Source organism: Plantibacter lichenum (assembly GCF_050587525.1).
Taxonomy (GTDB): domain Bacteria; phylum Actinomycetota; class Actinomycetes; order Actinomycetales; family Microbacteriaceae; genus Plantibacter.
On sequence record NZ_JBOBFT010000001.1, the window covers coordinates 42,783 to 59,830 of the forward strand.

A 17,048-nucleotide genomic window follows, 5' to 3' on the forward strand; every position below is an offset into this window, starting at 1 on the left:
TCGCCCCGTGGGACGTGTCGAAATCGAAGGAGTTATGCGTGATCAGCGACGAGGCAGCGGCACCTCGACGAGCACGGGACCGGAGACGGGGGTCGTGAACGCCTGGTCGAGCTCGCCCCGTGTGGCGGCGCGGACGTAGGTCCAGCCGTATGCGGCGGCGAGGGCGGCGAAGTCGACCGTCTGTGGCGTGTACTGCACGCGGTCGAACGCTGCTTCCGGCGCGGACGACGCGACCTCGAGGGAGTCGAAGATCGTGCCGCCGCCGTCGTTGCCGACGACGAGTTGGAGACGCGGACGCTCTGAGCCGTCGAGGAGGAGGGCGCCGACGTCGTGCAGGAGGGTCAGGTCGCCGAGGAGGACGCGCGTCACACCCGTCGCACCTGCGGCCTGGCTGGCGAGCGCGATGCCGGTGGCCGTTGCGACGGTGCCGTCGATGCCCGCGAGTCCACGGTTCGCGTGCACGGGAATCTTGCGGCCGTGGACCAGCCCGTCGGCGACGCGGATGAGCCGCGAGGCGCCGAACAGCAACCGGTCGTGCGGCCACGTCGCGCGCCACACGGCGTCCACGAGCAACTCCCGGGTGACGGGCTCTCGAACCGCGTCGAGCTCGGCGCGAACCGAAGCGAGCCTCGTGGACGGGGTCTTCGAGTGCAGGCCCTCGAGGTCGGGCGCGGCCGGAGAGAGGTCGGGGACGAGTTCCCGCGAACCGACGACCCACGCGCCGAGCCAGGATCGATCGGACGGACCGTCCGCGACGGTGACCGAGGAGGCGATGTGGTCCGCGAGCCGACCCGGGTTGTAGACCTCGGCACCCGTCGGAGCGACGATGACGGTCTCGACACCGGGCGTCTGGAGGAGCATCGGCACCTCGCGGCTGAGCGTGGGATGACCGAACACGATGACGCGTTCGACGGCCGCGCGGTACTCGTCGTCGCGGAGGAGCTCTCGATAGGCGACGACGACGTTGCGGCCGAACCGCGACCCGCTCGACACCTCGGCGATGAGCGGCCAGCCACCGACGGCGGCCAGCGCCTCGGCATCCGGGCCGGCACCGTGACCGGCGACGACGAGCGTGCGCGGACCGCGCTCGAGGACGAGGGCGGGACGGCCGGGGAATGGGGTGCGACGCCCTTCGACAGGCTCAGGGACCGGAGAGGTGTGCCCGTCGACAAGCTCAGGGACCGGAGAGGTGTGCCCGTCGACAAGCTCAGGGACGTGGGACGGAAGCTCGGGGACCGGGGACGTCTCGTCCTCGGGACCCTCAGGGTCCTCGATGTCGGCATCGGTAGAGGTGACGATCGTCCCGGACAGCGGTTCCCGGTACGCGAGGTTCACATGCACGGGCCCCGGGACGTGCTCGTCCGTGGCGGCGGCGACGGCCGATGCGGCGAGACGCGCCATCGCATCGGCTTCCTCCGGAGCGCCGACGGGCGCCGCAACGTCGATGGCCAGCCGGATGGCCGACCCGTACAGGCCGTTCTGGTCGGTCGTCTGGTTCGCGCGGATCCCGTGGAGTTCCGCGGGGCGATCGGCGGTGAGCACGATCATCGGCACGTTCGAATGGTGCGCTTCGAGGACGGCCGGATGCAGGTTCGCGGTCGCGGTGCCCGAGGTCGTGATGACGACGGCCGGCAGACCGGTCTCGAGGGCGAGCCCGAGCGCGAGGAATCCGCCGACCCGCTCGTCGATGCGCACGTGGACGCGGGCGAGCCCGGCGTCGTCGAGGGCAGCGCCGGCGAGCGCGAGCGCCTGCGATCGAGAGCCAGGCGAGACGACGAACTCGGTCACCCCGAGATCGACGAACGCGCGCAGCAGTGCGGCCGCGGCGGCACTCGCAGGGCTCGGGAGTCCTGCCGGGGTCATGAGGCGCTGGGTGTGCCGGGCGGCTTCCTGCCCGGGCCGTCATCCGGGTGGTCCGTGTGCTCAGTGTCGTCCGGGTGCTTCGGCTTCGACGCGCCGTTCCCGTGAGACCCGGGCCCTGCAGCGCCGGTGCCGGTCGATCCGGTTCCCCCTGCGCTCGGGCGGCCGTCGGTCGACGGGGAGGCGTTGTCATCGTCGAGGCGCTTCAGCTCGTCCTCGAGATCGTGGATGCGCTTCGTCTGCGCGCGGTCGCGATCCAGCTTGCGGAGGAAGTCGGGGTCGTCGTCGGGAGCCTTGCCGCGGGGCGGAGCCTTCGGAGCGCGAACCCGACCGATGATGAACCAGAGCGCCGCGCCGATGACGGGCAGCAGGAGGATGGCGATGATCCAGGACGGCTTCGAGATGCCGCGTACCCGTTCGCGAGGCATCGTTGCGCAGTCGACCACCGAATAGACGATGAAGACGACGGCCGCAACGGCGAGACCGATCAGGAGACGAACCATGTACCCATCGTAAACGTCAGGCAACACCTGTGTCTGGGGTTGCGGTCAGGGATCACGCCTACACTTGTGGGGTGAATCGCATCCCCCCGGTCGTCAAGTACACCGTGCTCCGCCTGCTGGCCTTCATCGTGCCCCTCGCGCTGCTCCTCCTGCTCACCCCGCTGCAGGGTTGGGTGTCAGCCGTCGTAGCGGCGATCGTGGGCCTGTGCGTCTCGTACATCTTCCTGCGCACGCCGCGCGACACCGTCGCCACCGAGCTCTATGAGCGTCGCCACGGCGAGAAGCCCGTGCCGCACGCCGATGAGGACTCCGAGGATGCAGTCCTCGACGGAGCGGCATCGGCGGCGCCCGCTTCGCCCGCTTCACCCGCCGTTGCAGGCGATGCCGGGCTCAGCGGGTCAGGAACCGATGCCGGGTCAGGAACCGATGCCGGGCGTCTAGAAGAACGCCAGGCAGCAGCGAGTTCTGCATCACCCGCCGTTGCGTTCGACTCCGGGTCAGGAACCGATTCCGGGCGTGTAGAAGAACGCCAGGCAGCAGCGAGTTCTGCATCACCCGCCGTTGCGTTCGACTCCGGGTCAGGAACCGATGCCGGGCGTGTAGAAGAACGCAAGGCCGAGGATCACACCGAACGCTAGCTGGACGACGCCCGTCAGCTTGAGGACGAGGATGAGTTCCCTCGGCGTCTTGCCGAAGATCGTGATGACGCATGCGGGAACCGCGGCGAGCAGCACGAAGAGCACGAACCACGCGACCGGGTAGAAGAACGCCAGGAACACGCCGATCCCGATGGGGACGAGCAGGAACAGGCAGAACAGGATCTTCGACACGACCGGTCCGACGAGCACGGACAGGGTCCGCTTGCCGACGCGCTTGTCCTGGTCGAGGTCGCGCAGGTTGTTGACGGTCAGCGCCGCGCAGGAGATGAGGCCTGCGGCGACGGCGCCGAACCAGGCCTCCTGGTTGAGCGTTCCGACCTGCACGAACGTCGTGCCGAGGGTCGCGACGAGTCCGAAGAACACGAAGACGAAGACCTCGCCGAGCGCGAAGTAGCCGTAGGGGCGCTTGCCGCCCGTGTAGAACCAGGCCGCGAGCAGCGCCGCGACACCCACGGCGATGAGCCACCAGAACTGGGTGAGGATCGTGAGCACGATGCCGGCGACCGCGGCGATCGCGAAGAAGACGAGGGCGACGGTGAGGACCGCGCGGGGCTTGGCCGCACCGGAACCGGTCAGGCGGCTGGGACCGACGCGCTGGTCGTCGGTTCCGCGGATGCCGTCGGAGTAGTCGTTGGCGTAGTTCACGCCGATCTGCAGGGCGACCGCGATCACGAGGCAGAGGAGCGCGCGGATCGGGTGGTAGACGCCCGCTCCCGCGGCGATGGAGGCGGCGCCGGTACCGATGATGACGGGCGAGACCGCCATCGGGAGGGTGCGGAGGCGTGCGGCTCCCACCCAGTCGCCGAAGCGCGCCGGACGGACCGGGGCCGCTTTGCGTCCGCCGCTGCGAGCGGGGTTGCCTGACCGGCCTCCGTGCGCTCCACGCCCCGCGAGGGTGTTGCCAGGGTTCAGTCTCTGCTGTTTCGGCGCTGTCGGCCGTGCTCCGTTTGCCACGTCGGCGATTCTACTTCCCGGGCCTCGGCCTCCGCTGCAGGACGTGGTGCTCGACGCTCTTCCGCGGTCCCTGAGCCTCTCCCGGTCCCTGAGCCTGTCGGAGGGTCAGAGCCCGAGGAGTCACCACTTCGACAAGCTCAGTGACCGGGGTGCTGGTCCCCAGCCGGCGACACTTCGACAAGCTCAGTGACCGGGGCCTTGGTCCCCAGCCGGCGACACTTCGACACGCTCAGTGACCGGGGTGCTGGTCCTCAGCCGGCGACACTTCGACAGGATCAGTGACCGGGAGCGATCAGCGCGTGAGGAGGGCGCGGAGGGCCTGCACGTCGGGCTTGCCGCTCGCGAGCGTCGGGATCGCCGCCACCCGCTCGAGCCGCACCGGACGCGCGTGTCGTCCCACCGCATGCTCCACGGCCGTGCGTGCGTCATCGAGTGTGCCCGCCCCCGCCGTCACGACGACCGAAGCCTGCCCGAAACGCTCGTCGTCGATCCCCAGCACCACGGCATCGGCAAGCCCTGGGATCGAGCGCACCGCCCGCTGCACCCGGTCGAGGGAGACGTTGATGCCGCCGCTGATGATGACGTTGTCGGCGCGGCCCGTGATCTGCACGGCGCCGTCGACGAGGCGCGCGGTGTCGCCTGTGCGATACCAGCGACGGCCGCCCTCCTCGGGGAAGGCCGCGGCGGTCCGGACGGGATCACCCAGGTACCCCTCCGCGAGGACGGGTCCGGAGAGTTCGAGGACGTCGTCGATGAGCCGGGCGTCGACCCCGGCGAACGGGACGCCGTCGTAGACGCATCCGCCGCTCGTCTCGCTCGAACCGTAGCTGCGGACGATGCGGAGGTCCAGCGCGTCGGCTCGCTCCCGGAGCTCGAGCGGTGTCGACTGTCCGCCGACGAGCAGCCCATGCATGCCGCGGAGGGTATCCCGGACGGTCGTGCTCACCTCGGCGGCGCTCACGAGGTCGGCGAGTTGGGCGGGCACGAGCGCTGCGAAGAGCGAGTCGCCTGTCATCCGTTCAACATGTCGGCAGAATTCGGCGACGTCGAACGGTCCCGGCTCGAGGATGACGGGGGTCGTGCCCTCGGCGATCGAGCGGACGAGCACGTTGATCCCGGCGATGTAGTGGGCCGGGAGGGCGAGCAGCCACTGGCGTTGCCCGTGTCCGCCGAGCGCCGCCCCGGAGCCCGCAGCGCTCTGGAGGAGGGCGCTCGTGGAGAGGACGACGCGCTTCGGCTCGCCCGTGGAGCCGGAGGTCTCGACGATGACGGCGACCTTGCGCTCCACAGCGTCAGGGAGGCCCTGCGGCATCGGTGCGTCGAGGCGGGCGGGCAGGACCGCGGGTCCCGACCCGTCGAGCGCGCGGTGGAGTGCGTCGAACAGTTCGGCGGGTTCGGCGGGGACGACCTGCAGTGCTCTCGTCATCCATTCACCCTACGCCCGGTGGTCCTGGTCGCTGAGCCCACACCGATCCAGGCACCCGGTCACTGAGCCCGTCGAAGTGCACCACCGATCGAACCTCACCCTTCGACAAGCTCAGGGACCGGACCACACCGATCCAGGCACCCGGTCACTGAGCCCGTCGAAGTGCACCACCGATCGAACCCCACCCTTCGACAAGCTCAGGGACCGGAAGAGGACCGGGTCGCTCAGAACTGCCAGGGGTACGGCGACCAGTCCGGTGCGCGCTTCTCGAGGAACGAGTCGCGCCCTTCAACCGCTTCGTCCGTGCCGTACGCGAGCCGCGTCGCCTCACCCGCGAACACCTGCTGGCCCACGAGCCCGTCATCGACCGCGTTGAACGCGAACTTGAGCATCCGGATCGCCGTCGGCGACTTGCCCATGATGGTCCGCGCCCACTCGATGCCCGTCTTCTCGAGGTCCTCGTGCGGCACGACGGCGTTGATCGCCCCGGCCTGCAGGGCGCGCTCTGCGTCGTACTCGCGGGCGAGGAAGAACACCTCGCGAGCGAATTTCTGCCCCACCTGGCGGGCGAAGTACGCGCTGCCGTACCCCGCATCGAACGAGCCGACATCGGCATCGGTCTGCTTGAACCGTGCGTGCTCGCGGCTCGCGATGCTGAGGTCGCACACGACGCCGAGCGAGTGCCCGCCACCGGCCGACCAGCCGGGGACGAGGTTGATGACGACCTTCGGCATGAAGCGGATGAGGCGCTGCACCTCCAGGATGTGCAGGCGGCCGTTGCGCGCGGCATCGACACCGGTCGCGGTCTCGTCGCCTTCGCCCGTCGCGTACTGGTAGCCGTCGCGGCCCCGGATGCGCTGATCGCCTCCGGAACAGAACGCCCAGCCGCCGTCCTTCTCGCTCGGCCCGTTGCCCGTCAGCAGCACGACGCCGACCCGCGGCGACTGCCTGGCGTGGTCGAGCGCGCGGTAGAGCTCGTCCACGGTGTGCGGCCGGAACGCGTTGCGCACCTCGGGGCGGTCGAATGCGACGCGGACGAAGCCGCCGTCGATCGAGCGGTGGTAGGTGATGTCGGTGAGGGCCTCGAAGCCGGGAACGGTCTCCCATTCGGCCGGATCGAACAGTTCGGACACGTTGTCGCTCATCCCCCCACCCTATTTCCTCCGTGCGCTACTTCGGCTTGTCGAGGCCTGCGTAGGGCGCCAGCGCGTCGATGAAGGCCTTCCGATCGGCGGCCTTGAGGAGCGACGACGAATCGATGTGGAACTCGATGCCGTCCGGCGCCATGTCGTAGTAGTCCACGTCGAATTGCCGATCCTTCGTGACGGACCCGGTCGTGTCGAGGGAGAGGTCGATGACGTCCGCGGAGAAGCTGTCCTGCGACCCGATCGCATCGTAGGTGTGCAGCGTCCAGCGCGCCTGCGTGTCGAGCGTCTCGCCGCCGTACGTCTCGGTGAGTTCGCCCGGCTCACGCCACGCCGCCGGAGCGTTCTGGAAGTCGAGGTTCGCGATGCCGTGCCGCAGGCCGACCTGACGGATGAGCTCCACCACCCGGTTCTTGTCGTCGAGGGAGGTGACCGTGGTCGTCGTCTGCCAGACAGGCGCCGTGTAGCGGAAGAGCATCGAGTCGCCACCGAATCCGTTGTGGTCCGGCTCGGTGACGGCGCTCTGGCGCTCGACCCATTCGAATCCGAACTCGGCCGTGAGCGTCTCGCGCAGGTCGAGGAGCAGGGCATCGGATTCGCTTGCGAAGGTCTCGTAGTCCGGGCCGCCCAGGATGTCCTTCGCATCGGCGTACTTGGAGCCGGGGTATGCGTCCCAGATCGGGTCCCAATCGTGTTCGGCAGCCGATCCGGCCTCTGGGCCCCCGGTCGCGGCCGTCACCACGCCGCGCACCCCCGTCGCGACGAGCGGGTTCACGAGGAGCGTTACGACAACGGCGGCGATGCCGAGGCGCCTGGCCGTCCTCCGACGGACGACGGCGATGCCGCCGACGAGGAGGCAGAGCTCCACGATGGCGATGAGCACGATGGCTCCGACGAGCGCCCACCCGACCGCGCCCGGCTCGAAGAGGAACACGAGGAGGACGGACAGGAGGCCGATCACGATCGAGAAGACGAGGAGGATTGCGGGCAGGACGCGGGTGCGGAGCGGGTCTCGGGCCGCACCGGCGGCGGCGGACGGAGCGTCCGACCGTGTGGGGCCGGCCGGTTGGCGGGAGCGGTCGTCGTCCAGGGCTGATCCCGGTCGGTTCGCCGGCGCAGACGGGTCGGACGTCGTCGCTGCGGCGGAGCCTCTGGAGTCGGCAGGGTCGGACGTGGCCCACGGGGATCCCGACGCCAGCAGCGAGTCCAGATCGGCCGGCCTGGCCTGCGCGGGGTCGGGCTGACGGACGGACCCCGGCCGCGGAGGCGCATCGGGGTCGTCCGGCCGCCCATCGCCCTCCGGGGCGGCCGTGGACCAGCTCGGACCGGTATCCGGGGAGTCGTCGTCGTTCCGGAACAGCGGCGGAGGGGCGATGAACTGTGTTTCGGGCTCACGCTCTGCCGCCGAGCCGGTCGCGCCAGGTGCTGCGGCCTGCGGCGGGGCTGGCTGACCGGGCTTCGGACTGCGGCGGGAGAACAACGGCACGCGTCGATTGTGTCATGGGCGGTCGGAGCGGTCGGGTGCCGGTGAGCGCGCTTCGACAGGCTCAGTGGCCAGGACCGGGGGGACGCGACCGGGCGCCGGTCCCTGAACCTCTCGAAGGGCGACGAGCTCGGTGTCCAGGCGGCCGGAGCCTCCGTGAGCGATGATGGGTGCATGCTGCCCGACATCGACGACCTGCTCCGCACCGCCCGCGTGGTGGCCATCCCGCTCGCAACGAGGTTCCGCGGGATCGACGTCCGCGAGGTGGCGCTGTTCCGCGGGCCGGCCGGGTGGACCGAGTTCTCCCCGTTCCTCGAGTACGACGATGCCGAGAGCTCGGCATGGCTGCGCGCCGCCATCGATTTCGGCTGGAACGAGACGCCCGTCCTCCACCGCGACAGCATCCGCGTCAACGCGACCGTGCCGTCCGTCGCCGCGCACGAGGTCGCCGGCGTACTCCATCGCTTCCCTGGCTGCAGGACCGCCAAGGTGAAGGTCGCCGAGCGCGGGCAGATGCTCGCCGACGACATCGCCCGCGTCGCCGCCGTTCGCGAAACGCTGGGTCCGGAGGGTCGGATCCGGATCGACGCCAACACCGGTTGGAACGTCGACGAAGCGGAACGCGCCATCCACGCCCTCGCACCGTTCGACCTCGAATACGTCGAACAGCCGTGCGCGACCGTCGAGGAACTTGCGGAGATCCGCGACCGCGTCGCCTACATGGACGTGCTCATCGCCGCCGACGAGAGCGTGCGCAAGGCGTCGGACCCGCTCGCCGTCGCCCGAGCGGGGGCCGCCGATCTGCTCGTCGTGAAAGCGCAGCCGCTCGGCGGGATCCGTTCCGCGATCGACATCGCAGCGGAAGCCGCCCTGCCGATCGTCGTGTCGAGCGCACTCGAGACCTCCGTGGGCATCTCGATGGGCGCGCACCTCGCGGCCGCTCTTCCCGAGCTCCCGTTCGACTGCGGGCTCGCGACGACGGCGCTCCTCACGGGCGATGTGACCCGGGGCCGGCTCGATCCGCTCGACGGCGCGATTCCGGTGCGTCGGGTCGAGGTCGACGCAGCGCTCCTCGATCGATTCGAGGCATCGCCGGAGCGTCAGCGCTGGTGGCTCGATCGCATCCGCCGTACCCGCGCGCTGCTGTAGCGAGCGCGGATCCGTGGCGTGCACTTCGACGAGCTCAGTGACCGGACCGAACCCGCACCCGGTCCCGACCCCGGTCCCTGAGCCTGTCGAAGGGCCACACTCCGGCGAGCACTCACTTCGACGAGCTCAGTGACCGGGCCGAACCCGCACTCGGTCCCCGAGCCCCTCCCCGGCCCCTGAGCCTGTCGAAGGGCACACGTCGCAGAGGCCAGTACGTCGACGAACTCAGCAACCGGAACCGACGGCCCTAGACGAGCGTCGCGGACTGCTTCCGGTCGACGAGCGGCGCGATGCCCTCGTAGAAGAACGGGATGCTGTCCTCCGGTCCGTTCGCCGCACGTCCGGCGACCTTCCCCATCACCATCACGCCGACCTGGAAGTCCGGCTCCCCGATGACGAGGACGAACGGATCCGAGTCCGCCGCGCGCAGGTAGCGGCCGCCGAACTCGCGACGCGCGACCTCGAACACGTACGACGAGGCGATGAAGTGCAGTTCGTCCGGCAGCGGGACGCCCTGCGTGTAGAAGTCGTCGAGGACGTTGTCGACCGCTTGGAGCGACGTGCGGGAGTAGTCGAGGGCGCCGTTGGGGACGGGCGAGCCGTCGCCGCGGAACGCATCCACGAAGTCAGATGCCTGCTCGGCCATCGCATCCTCGATCGTCGCGGGCATCGGTTCCGGCTTCGGCTTGCGTGTGAAGAGTCCCATGCGGCCACGGTACCTTCGCCCCGGCGGCGACCCAAACCGCCTCGCCTACCGACCGCAGACCGCCACCCACCCGACCGACCGCCCACCCAGACCTCCGTTTTCGTGCAATACGGCCGTTTTCGAGGGCACTTCTTGCACGAAAACGGAGGTCTGGGGGGGACGCAGGGGCGCGGGGCGGTGCGGCGCGACGCGGGCTCAGCGCGTGCGGGCCGCGTACTGCTCCCGGATGATCGGACGGTGATCGCGGGACGGCGACGCGATGATGTCGACCGCCCACGAAGGCCTGGTGCCCGTCAACGCCCACGCCGCCTGCACGGCGGCGCCGTCGGCCACGTACTCCCCGGGCCTCGGCACGACGACCTGCGCATCGAACACCTGCGCGGCGATCGCCTGGACGGCCGGGTTCTGCGCCGCACCGCCCACGAGGAGGATCCGGGTCTCCCGGACGCCGACGCCCCGGAGCGCGTCGAGACCGTCCGCGAGCCCGCACAGCATCCCCTCGATCGCAGCGCGAGCCAGGTTCGGTCGGGTCGTCGACGCCATCGTCAGGCCGAGGAGGCTCGCCGTCGCATCGGGCAGGTTCGGCGTCCGCTCGCCTTCGAAGTACGGCACGAGCACCACACCGCCGGCACCGGGAGCTGCTTCCAGCGCGAGCGAGGCGAGGCCGTCGTTGTCGACGCCGAGCACCTCGGCGATCGACCGCAGGACGCGCGCAGCGTTGAGCGTCGCGATGAGCGGCAGGGAGGCGCCGCTCGCATCCGCGAACCCCGCAACCGTGCCGGACGGATCCGCGACGGGATCGGGCGTGACGGCGAAGACGGTCCCGCTCGTCCCGATCGACACGACCACGTCGCCCGATTGCGCGCCGAGGCCGAGCGCTGCGCCCGCGTTGTCGCCTGCGCCAGCCGCGACGATCATCCCGTTCGTCGCCGTCCCGGACCACTCCCGCGGCCCGAGCACCTTCGGCAGGACGGCCTCGTGGCCGAGCGAGCTCACGAGCAGCTCGACGTCGTACACACCACGTGCCGGATCCCAGTAGCCCGTGCCACTCGCATCGGATCGGTCGGTGCTCAACGCGTCCAGATCAGGGCCGAGTTCGCTCTCGCCGCCGGGACCGTAGCCGAGGAGACGCCAGCTCAGCCAGTCGTGCGGGAGGGCGACGGCCGCGACTTTGGCTGCGTTCTCGGGTTCGGCGTCGCGCAGCCACCGCAGTTTCGTCGACGTGAACGATGCGACCGGGACCGATCCTGTGCGCGCCGCGAGCCCTTCCGCGCCGTGCTCGGCGATGAGGTCGGCGGCCGCAGCCGCGGACCGGGTGTCGTTCCAGAGCAGCGCGGGCCGGATGACACGCCCGTCGACGTCGAGGACGATCATGCCGTGCTGCTGCGCGCCCACCGAGATCGCGGAGACGTCGTCGATGCCCCCGGCTTCGGCGATCGCCGTCTGCAGAGCGGTCCACCACACTTCCGGGTCGACCTCCGTGCCTTCGGGATGGGCGGCACGCCCCTGACGGATGAGCGCTCCCGTCTCGGAGTCGCGGATGACGATCTTGCAGCTCTGGGTCGAGGAATCGACGCCGGCGACGAGGGGCATGTCGGCCTTTCGGGGGTCGGTGCAGCGATGACGATGACGCGGCACCGACGGGTGACGTCGCAGTTCGCCCGACACGCCTCCTGCAGCGCGGCGCCGGACCCGGACCGGGTCGGCGACCATCCACGCCTTCGTGCGCGCCGACTCGACCTCCGACTCGGTGCTCCACTTCACGATAGAGGCAGACGCGCCGCTCGACCTACCCGCTCGTCTCGGCGTACCACGACCGATACGCTGCCGTTGACCGGAAGACGCGGCCCCGGGCGCGGTCCCTGAGCCGCACGTCCGGCCCCTGAGCCGCACATCCGGTCCCTGAGCCGCACATCCGGTCCCTGAGCCTGTCGAAGGGCCCGACCACCCCGACCACCCCGACCCCGAAAGCGCGCACATGATCACCGTCATCGGAGAATCCCTCATCGATCTCGTCGGCACGACCCCGCACGTCGGCGGCAGTCCGCTCAATGTCGCGATCGGGCTCTCCCGGCTGGGACATCCCACTCGCTTCGTGACGCGCTTCGGCCGGGATGAGTACGGTGCTCTCATCGCTGCGCACCTGGCCGCGGATGACGTCGCCCTCACGCTCGAACCCGACGCCGGGCGGACGAGCGTCGCCACGGTGCACCTCGACGAGCGGGGCGCAGCGAGCTACGACTTCGACCTCGACTGGTCGCTGCCGGCCGTCGACGAGGTGCTCCGCGTCGAGGCGGACGCACGTGCAGACGCCGATGCCCCGTCGCCGACGCTCACGCACGTCGGTTCCATCGCCACGACCCTGCAACCGGGTGCTGCGACGGTCCTCGAACTCGTCGAACGGCTGCGTCCAGCGTCGACGATCACGTTCGATCCCAACGCTCGTCCGACGATCGTGGGCGATGTCGCGTACGCGGTCGCGCAGGCGGAGGCGTTCGTGCGGGCCAGCGATGTCGTGAAGGCGTCCGACGAGGACCTGCTGTGGCTCTACCCCGATCGGAGGATCGAGGAGACGGCCGCGGCCTGGCTCGCACTCGGACCGGCCGTGGTGGCCGTCACGCGCGGTTCCGAGGGCGGCTACGCCGTCGCCCGCAGCGGCGCCGTTTCGGTTCCATCGGTCCGCACGCAGCTCGTCGACACGGTCGGTGCGGGCGATTCATTCATGGCCGCGATGCTGTGCTGGGTGGTCGACAACGGCCTCGACGGTCCTGCCTCACGTGACGCCCTGCGCGCTGTGTCGGCGGAGCAGCTGCAGGATCTGCTGGGCTTCGCCGCATCGGCCGCCGCGATCACGGTCTCCCGTGCCGGTGCGAACCCGCCCACGCGGGCCGAGCTCGCCGCCGCCCTCTAGCCCTGTCCCGAGCCCCTACCCCTACCCCGACATCCCGAGTGGTTGCAGAATTCAGGAACATTTTCACAATTCAGGACGATCGGCCGGCGCGTCGGGCGGAATCATCCTGAATTGTGCGGAAGTTCCTGAATTCTGCAACCACTGGGGTGACGGTGGAGCGCAGAGGGTCGGGCAGAGCGCGGGCTCGCAGAACCCAGCGGAGGCCTAGAGGCCGCTGTACGCGTGCAGACCCTTGAAGAAGACGTTCACGACGGTGAAGTTGAACATCACCGCGGTGAAGCCGATGATCGCGAGCGTCGCCGCACGCGATCCGCGCCAACCGCGCGTCGCACGAGCGTGGATGTACCCGGCGTAGATCACCCAGATGATGAAGGTCCACACCTCTTTGGTGTCCCAGCCCCAGTACCGGCCCCAGGCGCGCTCCGCCCAGATGGCGCCTGCCATGAGCGTGAACGTCCAGAAGATGAAGCCGACGATGTTGATGCGGTAGGCGAGGTTCTCGAGGCGCTCCGCCGTCGGCAGCGTCTGCACGAACTTGAGCTTGGTGCTCACACCCGTGAGGGCGAGCCGCTCACGACGCTGCTGCAGGAGCTGCACGACCGAGAGCGCGAAGCCGATGGCGAAGAACGCCGTGCCGAGGCTCGCGACGAACACGTGGATGACGAGCCATGCCGACTGCAGTGCGGGCGGCAGTGGGACGACCTCGACGTAGAAGTTCGCGGTCGCGAGGCCGAGCAGGACGGTGACGAGACCGACGATGAAGGTGCCGAGGAAGCGGACGTCGACGCGGGTGAGCACGGCGAGGAACACGGCGATGATGAGCAGCGTGCCCGTCATCGCGAACTCGTACATGTTGGCCCACGGCACACGACCGGCTGCGATGCCACGGGTGACGTCCGCGGTCAGGTGCAGCAGGAACGCGATAACGGTGAGCGAGACGCCGACGCGCAGGCTCGGCGACTTGCGGACCGGAGCGGCCTCGCCGTCGACGGCGCCTGCACCGGAACCACGGCCCGCGGGGCGCGCGGCCGTCAACGTCGAACCACCCCGAGCGGATGCAGCGGAGGCAGAGGCAGGAGCGGATGCAGAAGCACCTGCGACGGCCCCGACGACCTCACCCGATTCGGCGCGGGCAGCGGCGTCTGCAGCTGCGGTGACCTCGGCGCCTCGGCGCGCGAGGTCGAAGGCGAACGCGATGAACGCCAGCGCGTAGACGGCGACGGCCGACCACAGGCTCAGGTTGGAGATTTCGACGAGGGTCACGGGTTAACACTACCTTCGGGCGTTGGTGCGTGGGAGGCTGCGAATGCTTGGACGGCGCGTTCCAGACCGGGGTCTTCGCCGCGCGCGAGACCGGCGTACTGGAGGGTGACGGTGCCGTCCTCGGCCGGTATCGCCTTCACCCAGACACGGCGCCTGGGCACGAGCAGCGAGGTGATGAGGCCGGAGAGCCCGAGGACCGCGAAGAGCAGGACCCACACCTGGGTGGGGTCGTGGTGCACGTCGAACGAGGCGAACCGCTTCACGGAGCCGGCGTAGTTGTCCGTCGACGGGTTCTTGGCGACGTTCTCGAAGGTGACCGTGCCAAGGCCGTTCGGGAGTTCCGAGCTCTGGCCAGGGGCGAGTTCGATGGAGTCGACGCCGGTCGATCCGCCGGTGATCTGCTTCATGTCGTCGACGTTGAGCGAGTACACCGACTTCGGCACGCCCGCGTTGATGCCGAGGTCGCCCTCGTACACGTTGAGCGTGAGCATCGGGTAGGCGAGGTCCGGGTACGAGGAGAAGAACGGCGGCTTCGATGCGGCCTGGGTCGGGTAGAAGAACCCGATCATGCCGATCTGCTCCGCGAGTCCGTCCGGGACCTTGACGACGCCGAGCGAGGTGAGCTGGGCGTCCTGCGGGAGGAACGGGATCGAGTCGCTGAACACGACCTCGCCCTTGGGGTTCTTGACCGTGATCGTCGGCGCGTAGCCGTTGCCGAGCAGGTAGACGTCCGTTCCGGCGAAGCGCAGCGGGTCGTTGACCTTGATGGTCGCCTTGCGGGAGTCGCCGTTCGGGTCGGTCGCGGTCACGTTGGCGCGGTAGTCGGTCGCCTGGCCGTACGCGTTGAGGTTCTGCGTCTCGTAGGTCACGCCGAACGAGTCGAGCGTGAGCTTGTAGGGCGCGAGGGTGTCCGGGTCGAAGAACCGGCCGGGGTTGAAGGAGTCGAAGTCGATGAGGCTGTTGACGAACGTCTGGCCTTCGACGAGCACTCGCTGCCCGGCGAATCCGTATCCGCCGCCGAAGCCGACCGTGATCAGGATGCCGACGAGCGCGGAGTGGAAGACGAGGTTGCCCGTTTCGCGCATGAAGCCGCGTTCGGCGGAGACGGAAGCCGTGCCCTTCGCATCGAAGCGTTCGACGCGGTAACCCTGGCGGCGCAACTGCTTGGTCGCGGCATCGATGAGCTCCGTGGGGGTCTGCTCGTCGCCGACCGTGCGCGCTTCGAAGGCGGAGAGCCGTTCGAGTCGTGCAGGCGTCCGCGGCGGGCGTGAACGGAGCGCCTGGAAGTGGTGCTTCGTGCGCGGGATGACGCAGCCGATGAGCGAGATGAACAGCAGGATGTAGATGGCCGAGAACCACGCCGAGCTGTAGACGTCGAACGCCTGCAGTTTGTCGAGGAACGGCGCCGTGTCCGGGTTGTCGGCGAAGTACTGCGTGACGCCGTTGGGGTCGCTCGATCGTTGGGGCACGAGGGAGCCGGGGATCGCGGCGATCGCGAGGAGGAGGAGCAGGAACAGCGCGGTGCGCATGCTCGTGATCTGCCGCCAGATGAACCGCAGCCAGCCGACGAATCCCAGCCTGGGCTGGTTGATCGTGTCGGGTGCGGGTGAGTCGATGTGATCAGAGGGGCGTGACAATTCCGGTCAACACCCCCTGCAGCGAATACATCCAGGCGGACCAGAGACCAGACACCATCAATACACCGATCATGATGAGCAGCACTCCGCCGATGATGTTGATCACGCGGATATGCCGTTTGAGGAATGTCATCGAACCGGTGACCCAGCCGAGGCCGAGGGCCACGAGGAGGAACGGGATACCGAGTCCGATGCAGTAGAACAGGCCGAGCAGGGCGCCACGCCAGGCCGAACCGCCGGAGAGGCTGAGGGCGCTGATGGCGGTGAGGGTGGGGCCGAGGCACGGCGTCCACCCCACGGCGAAGACGATGCCGAGCAGCGGTGCGCCGGCGAGACCGGTCCGGGGAGCCCAGGACGGTTTGACGGTCCGCTGCAGGAAGGTGAGCTGGCCGATGAAGATGAGGCCCATGACGATCACGACCGCGCCGAGGATGCGGGTGATGAGGCCTTCCCATTCGACGAGCCACGCGCCGACGGTACCGACGAAGGCCGCGATGCTCACGAAGACGACCGTGAAGCCGAGGATGAAGAGGCTCACGCCGAGCAGCACGCGACGGCGTCCTGCGCCGGTCTTGGCAGCATCGGCGCTCGTCATGCCGCCGACGTAACCGAGGTAGCCGGGGACGAGGGGCAGCACGCACGGCGACAGGAACGACAGGAGACCGGCCGCGATCGCGATGGGGATCGCGACGAGCAGCTGACCGCCGTAGACGATGTCGCCGGGTGTCACTTGTTCGCGCTCTCGGCGACGGTGTCCCGGATGAGCGTGTCGAGGATGGTGCGGTCCTGGAGCTGGCCGAGGATACGTGCGGCGACGCGGCCTTCCGCGTCGAGCACGATCGTGGTCGGCACGGCGTTCGGTGGGACGCTGCCCGTGAACGCGAGCTTCGCTTCACCGCTGTCGACGTCGAGGATCGACGGGTAGGTGATCCCGAACGTCGTGTTGAACGCACGTGCGGAGTCGGCGGTGTCGCGGACGTTCACGCCGACGAAGCTCGCTCCGTTGCCCTGATAACTCTCATTGAGCGACTGGAGGTCTTTGGCCTCGGCGCGGCACGGGGCACAGGCTGCGTACCAGAAGTTGACGATGAGGACCTGGCCGGCGTAGTCGGCCGAGGAGATCTGTTCACCGTTCTCGCCGATGCCGGAGAAGCTGATCTTCTCGCCGCGGTCGGCTGCTTTGATCTCGGTGACGCTGCCGTCGCCCGCGACGTAGCCCTTGCTGCTGCCTTCGCGGTACTGCTCGGCGAGGGGGTCGTTGCTGCACGCGGTCAGGAGGAGCCCGGCGACGGCGAGCGGTGCGATGACGGTCAGCAGGCGCCGACGGAGGCTGGTTCCACGGGAGCGCACGT

Annotated in this window: 15 protein-coding genes; 3 read left to right on the forward strand and 12 right to left on the reverse strand. The window is 69.4% G+C overall.

Translation table 11 applies throughout. From position 1 onward, the window contains the following. Window positions 1-42: 42 nt before the first annotated feature. Together menD and ACQ3HB_RS00175 are read right to left on the reverse strand one after the other, a co-directional pair. Window positions 43-1,863 (reverse strand): 2-succinyl-5-enolpyruvyl-6-hydroxy-3-cyclohexene-1-carboxylic-acid synthase, encoded by a 1,821-nt coding sequence (menD, locus tag ACQ3HB_RS00170; protein ID WP_430916650.1) that lies wholly within the window; start codon window positions 1,861-1,863, stop codon window positions 43-45. Continuing rightward, the gene (locus ACQ3HB_RS00175) at window positions 1,860-2,363 is read right to left on the reverse strand and encodes a PLD nuclease N-terminal domain-containing protein (protein ID WP_430916652.1); all 504 of its coding nucleotides are present in this window, start codon (window positions 2,361-2,363) and stop codon (window positions 1,860-1,862) included. The genes menD and ACQ3HB_RS00175 overlap by 4 nt, the downstream gene beginning before the upstream one ends. Window positions 2,364-2,434: 71 nt before the next feature. Between ACQ3HB_RS00175 and ACQ3HB_RS00180 the strand changes: the two genes are divergently transcribed. Next, window positions 2,435-3,001 carry a DUF4229 domain-containing protein gene (locus ACQ3HB_RS00180; protein ID WP_430916654.1) on the forward strand — a complete coding sequence of 189 codons (567 nt, stop codon included), beginning with the start codon at window positions 2,435-2,437 and terminating at the stop codon, window positions 2,999-3,001. Here ACQ3HB_RS00180 and ACQ3HB_RS00185 read toward each other — a convergent pair. The 4 genes from ACQ3HB_RS00185 to ACQ3HB_RS00200 all read right to left on the reverse strand — a co-directional run bounded on the left by ACQ3HB_RS00185 (window position 2,942) and on the right by ACQ3HB_RS00200 (window position 8,033). Beyond that, window positions 2,942-3,985 (reverse strand): 1,4-dihydroxy-2-naphthoate polyprenyltransferase, encoded by a 1,044-nt coding sequence (locus tag ACQ3HB_RS00185; protein WP_430917740.1) that lies wholly within the window; start codon window positions 3,983-3,985, stop codon window positions 2,942-2,944. The genes ACQ3HB_RS00180 and ACQ3HB_RS00185 overlap by 60 nt on opposite strands. Before the next feature lie 283 nt (window positions 3,986-4,268). Beyond that, entirely contained in the window at window positions 4,269-5,402 is a 1,134-nt protein-coding gene (locus tag ACQ3HB_RS00190) for an AMP-binding protein (RefSeq protein WP_430916655.1), read from the reverse strand. Window positions 5,403-5,626: 224 nt separating this feature from the next. Next, on the reverse strand, window positions 5,627-6,547 hold the full coding sequence (locus ACQ3HB_RS00195; protein WP_430916657.1) for a 1,4-dihydroxy-2-naphthoyl-CoA synthase: 921 nt from the start codon (window positions 6,545-6,547) through the stop codon (window positions 5,627-5,629). A gap of 25 nt (window positions 6,548-6,572) precedes the next feature. Then, window positions 6,573-8,033, reverse strand: coding sequence for a hypothetical protein (locus ACQ3HB_RS00200; protein ID WP_430916659.1), 1,461 nt, complete (start codon window positions 8,031-8,033; stop codon window positions 6,573-6,575). Between the two features lie 171 nt (window positions 8,034-8,204). Here ACQ3HB_RS00200 and ACQ3HB_RS00205 point away from each other — a divergent pair, with 171 nt between their 5' ends. Next, window positions 8,205-9,179: an o-succinylbenzoate synthase gene (locus ACQ3HB_RS00205; protein ID WP_430916661.1), complete on the forward strand. Its 975-nt coding sequence runs from the start codon at window positions 8,205-8,207 to the stop codon at window positions 9,177-9,179. Between the two features lie 247 nt (window positions 9,180-9,426). Here the strand turns inward: ACQ3HB_RS00205 and ACQ3HB_RS00210 are convergent, their stop codons facing one another. Further along, the gene (locus tag ACQ3HB_RS00210) at window positions 9,427-9,885 is read right to left on the reverse strand and encodes a hypothetical protein (RefSeq protein WP_430916663.1); all 459 of its coding nucleotides are present in this window, start codon (window positions 9,883-9,885) and stop codon (window positions 9,427-9,429) included. Window positions 9,886-10,080: 195 nt separating this feature from the next. Next, window positions 10,081-11,478, reverse strand: coding sequence for a xylulokinase (gene xylB, locus ACQ3HB_RS00215; RefSeq protein WP_430916664.1), 1,398 nt, complete (start codon window positions 11,476-11,478; stop codon window positions 10,081-10,083). Between the two features lie 385 nt (window positions 11,479-11,863). On the opposite strand from xylB, the gene ACQ3HB_RS00220 reads away from it, so the two are divergent. Continuing rightward, window positions 11,864-12,796 carry a carbohydrate kinase family protein gene (locus ACQ3HB_RS00220; RefSeq protein ID WP_430916666.1) on the forward strand — a complete coding sequence of 311 codons (933 nt, stop codon included), beginning with the start codon at window positions 11,864-11,866 and terminating at the stop codon, window positions 12,794-12,796. Window positions 12,797-13,000: 204 nt separating this feature from the next. Here the strand turns inward: ACQ3HB_RS00220 and ccsB are convergent, their stop codons facing one another. From ccsB to ACQ3HB_RS00240, 4 genes are read right to left on the reverse strand one after another with little or no spacing between them, the layout of a single operon-like run. Beyond that, window positions 13,001-14,059, reverse strand: coding sequence for a c-type cytochrome biogenesis protein CcsB (gene ccsB, locus ACQ3HB_RS00225; protein ID WP_430916668.1), 1,059 nt, complete (start codon window positions 14,057-14,059; stop codon window positions 13,001-13,003). Next, window positions 14,056-15,696 (reverse strand): cytochrome c biogenesis protein ResB, encoded by a 1,641-nt coding sequence (gene resB, locus ACQ3HB_RS00230; RefSeq protein ID WP_430916670.1) that lies wholly within the window; start codon window positions 15,694-15,696, stop codon window positions 14,056-14,058. Before resB ends, ccsB begins: the two co-directional genes overlap by 4 nt. Continuing rightward, window positions 15,680-16,426, reverse strand: a complete 747-nt coding sequence (locus ACQ3HB_RS00235) for a cytochrome c biogenesis CcdA family protein (protein ID WP_430916672.1) — start codon at window positions 16,424-16,426, stop codon at window positions 15,680-15,682. The genes resB and ACQ3HB_RS00235 overlap by 17 nt, the downstream gene beginning before the upstream one ends. Next, window positions 16,423-17,046, reverse strand: coding sequence for a TlpA family protein disulfide reductase (locus tag ACQ3HB_RS00240; protein ID WP_430916674.1), 624 nt, complete (start codon window positions 17,044-17,046; stop codon window positions 16,423-16,425). The genes ACQ3HB_RS00235 and ACQ3HB_RS00240 overlap by 4 nt, the downstream gene beginning before the upstream one ends. Between the last annotated feature and the right edge of the window lie 2 nt (window positions 17,047-17,048).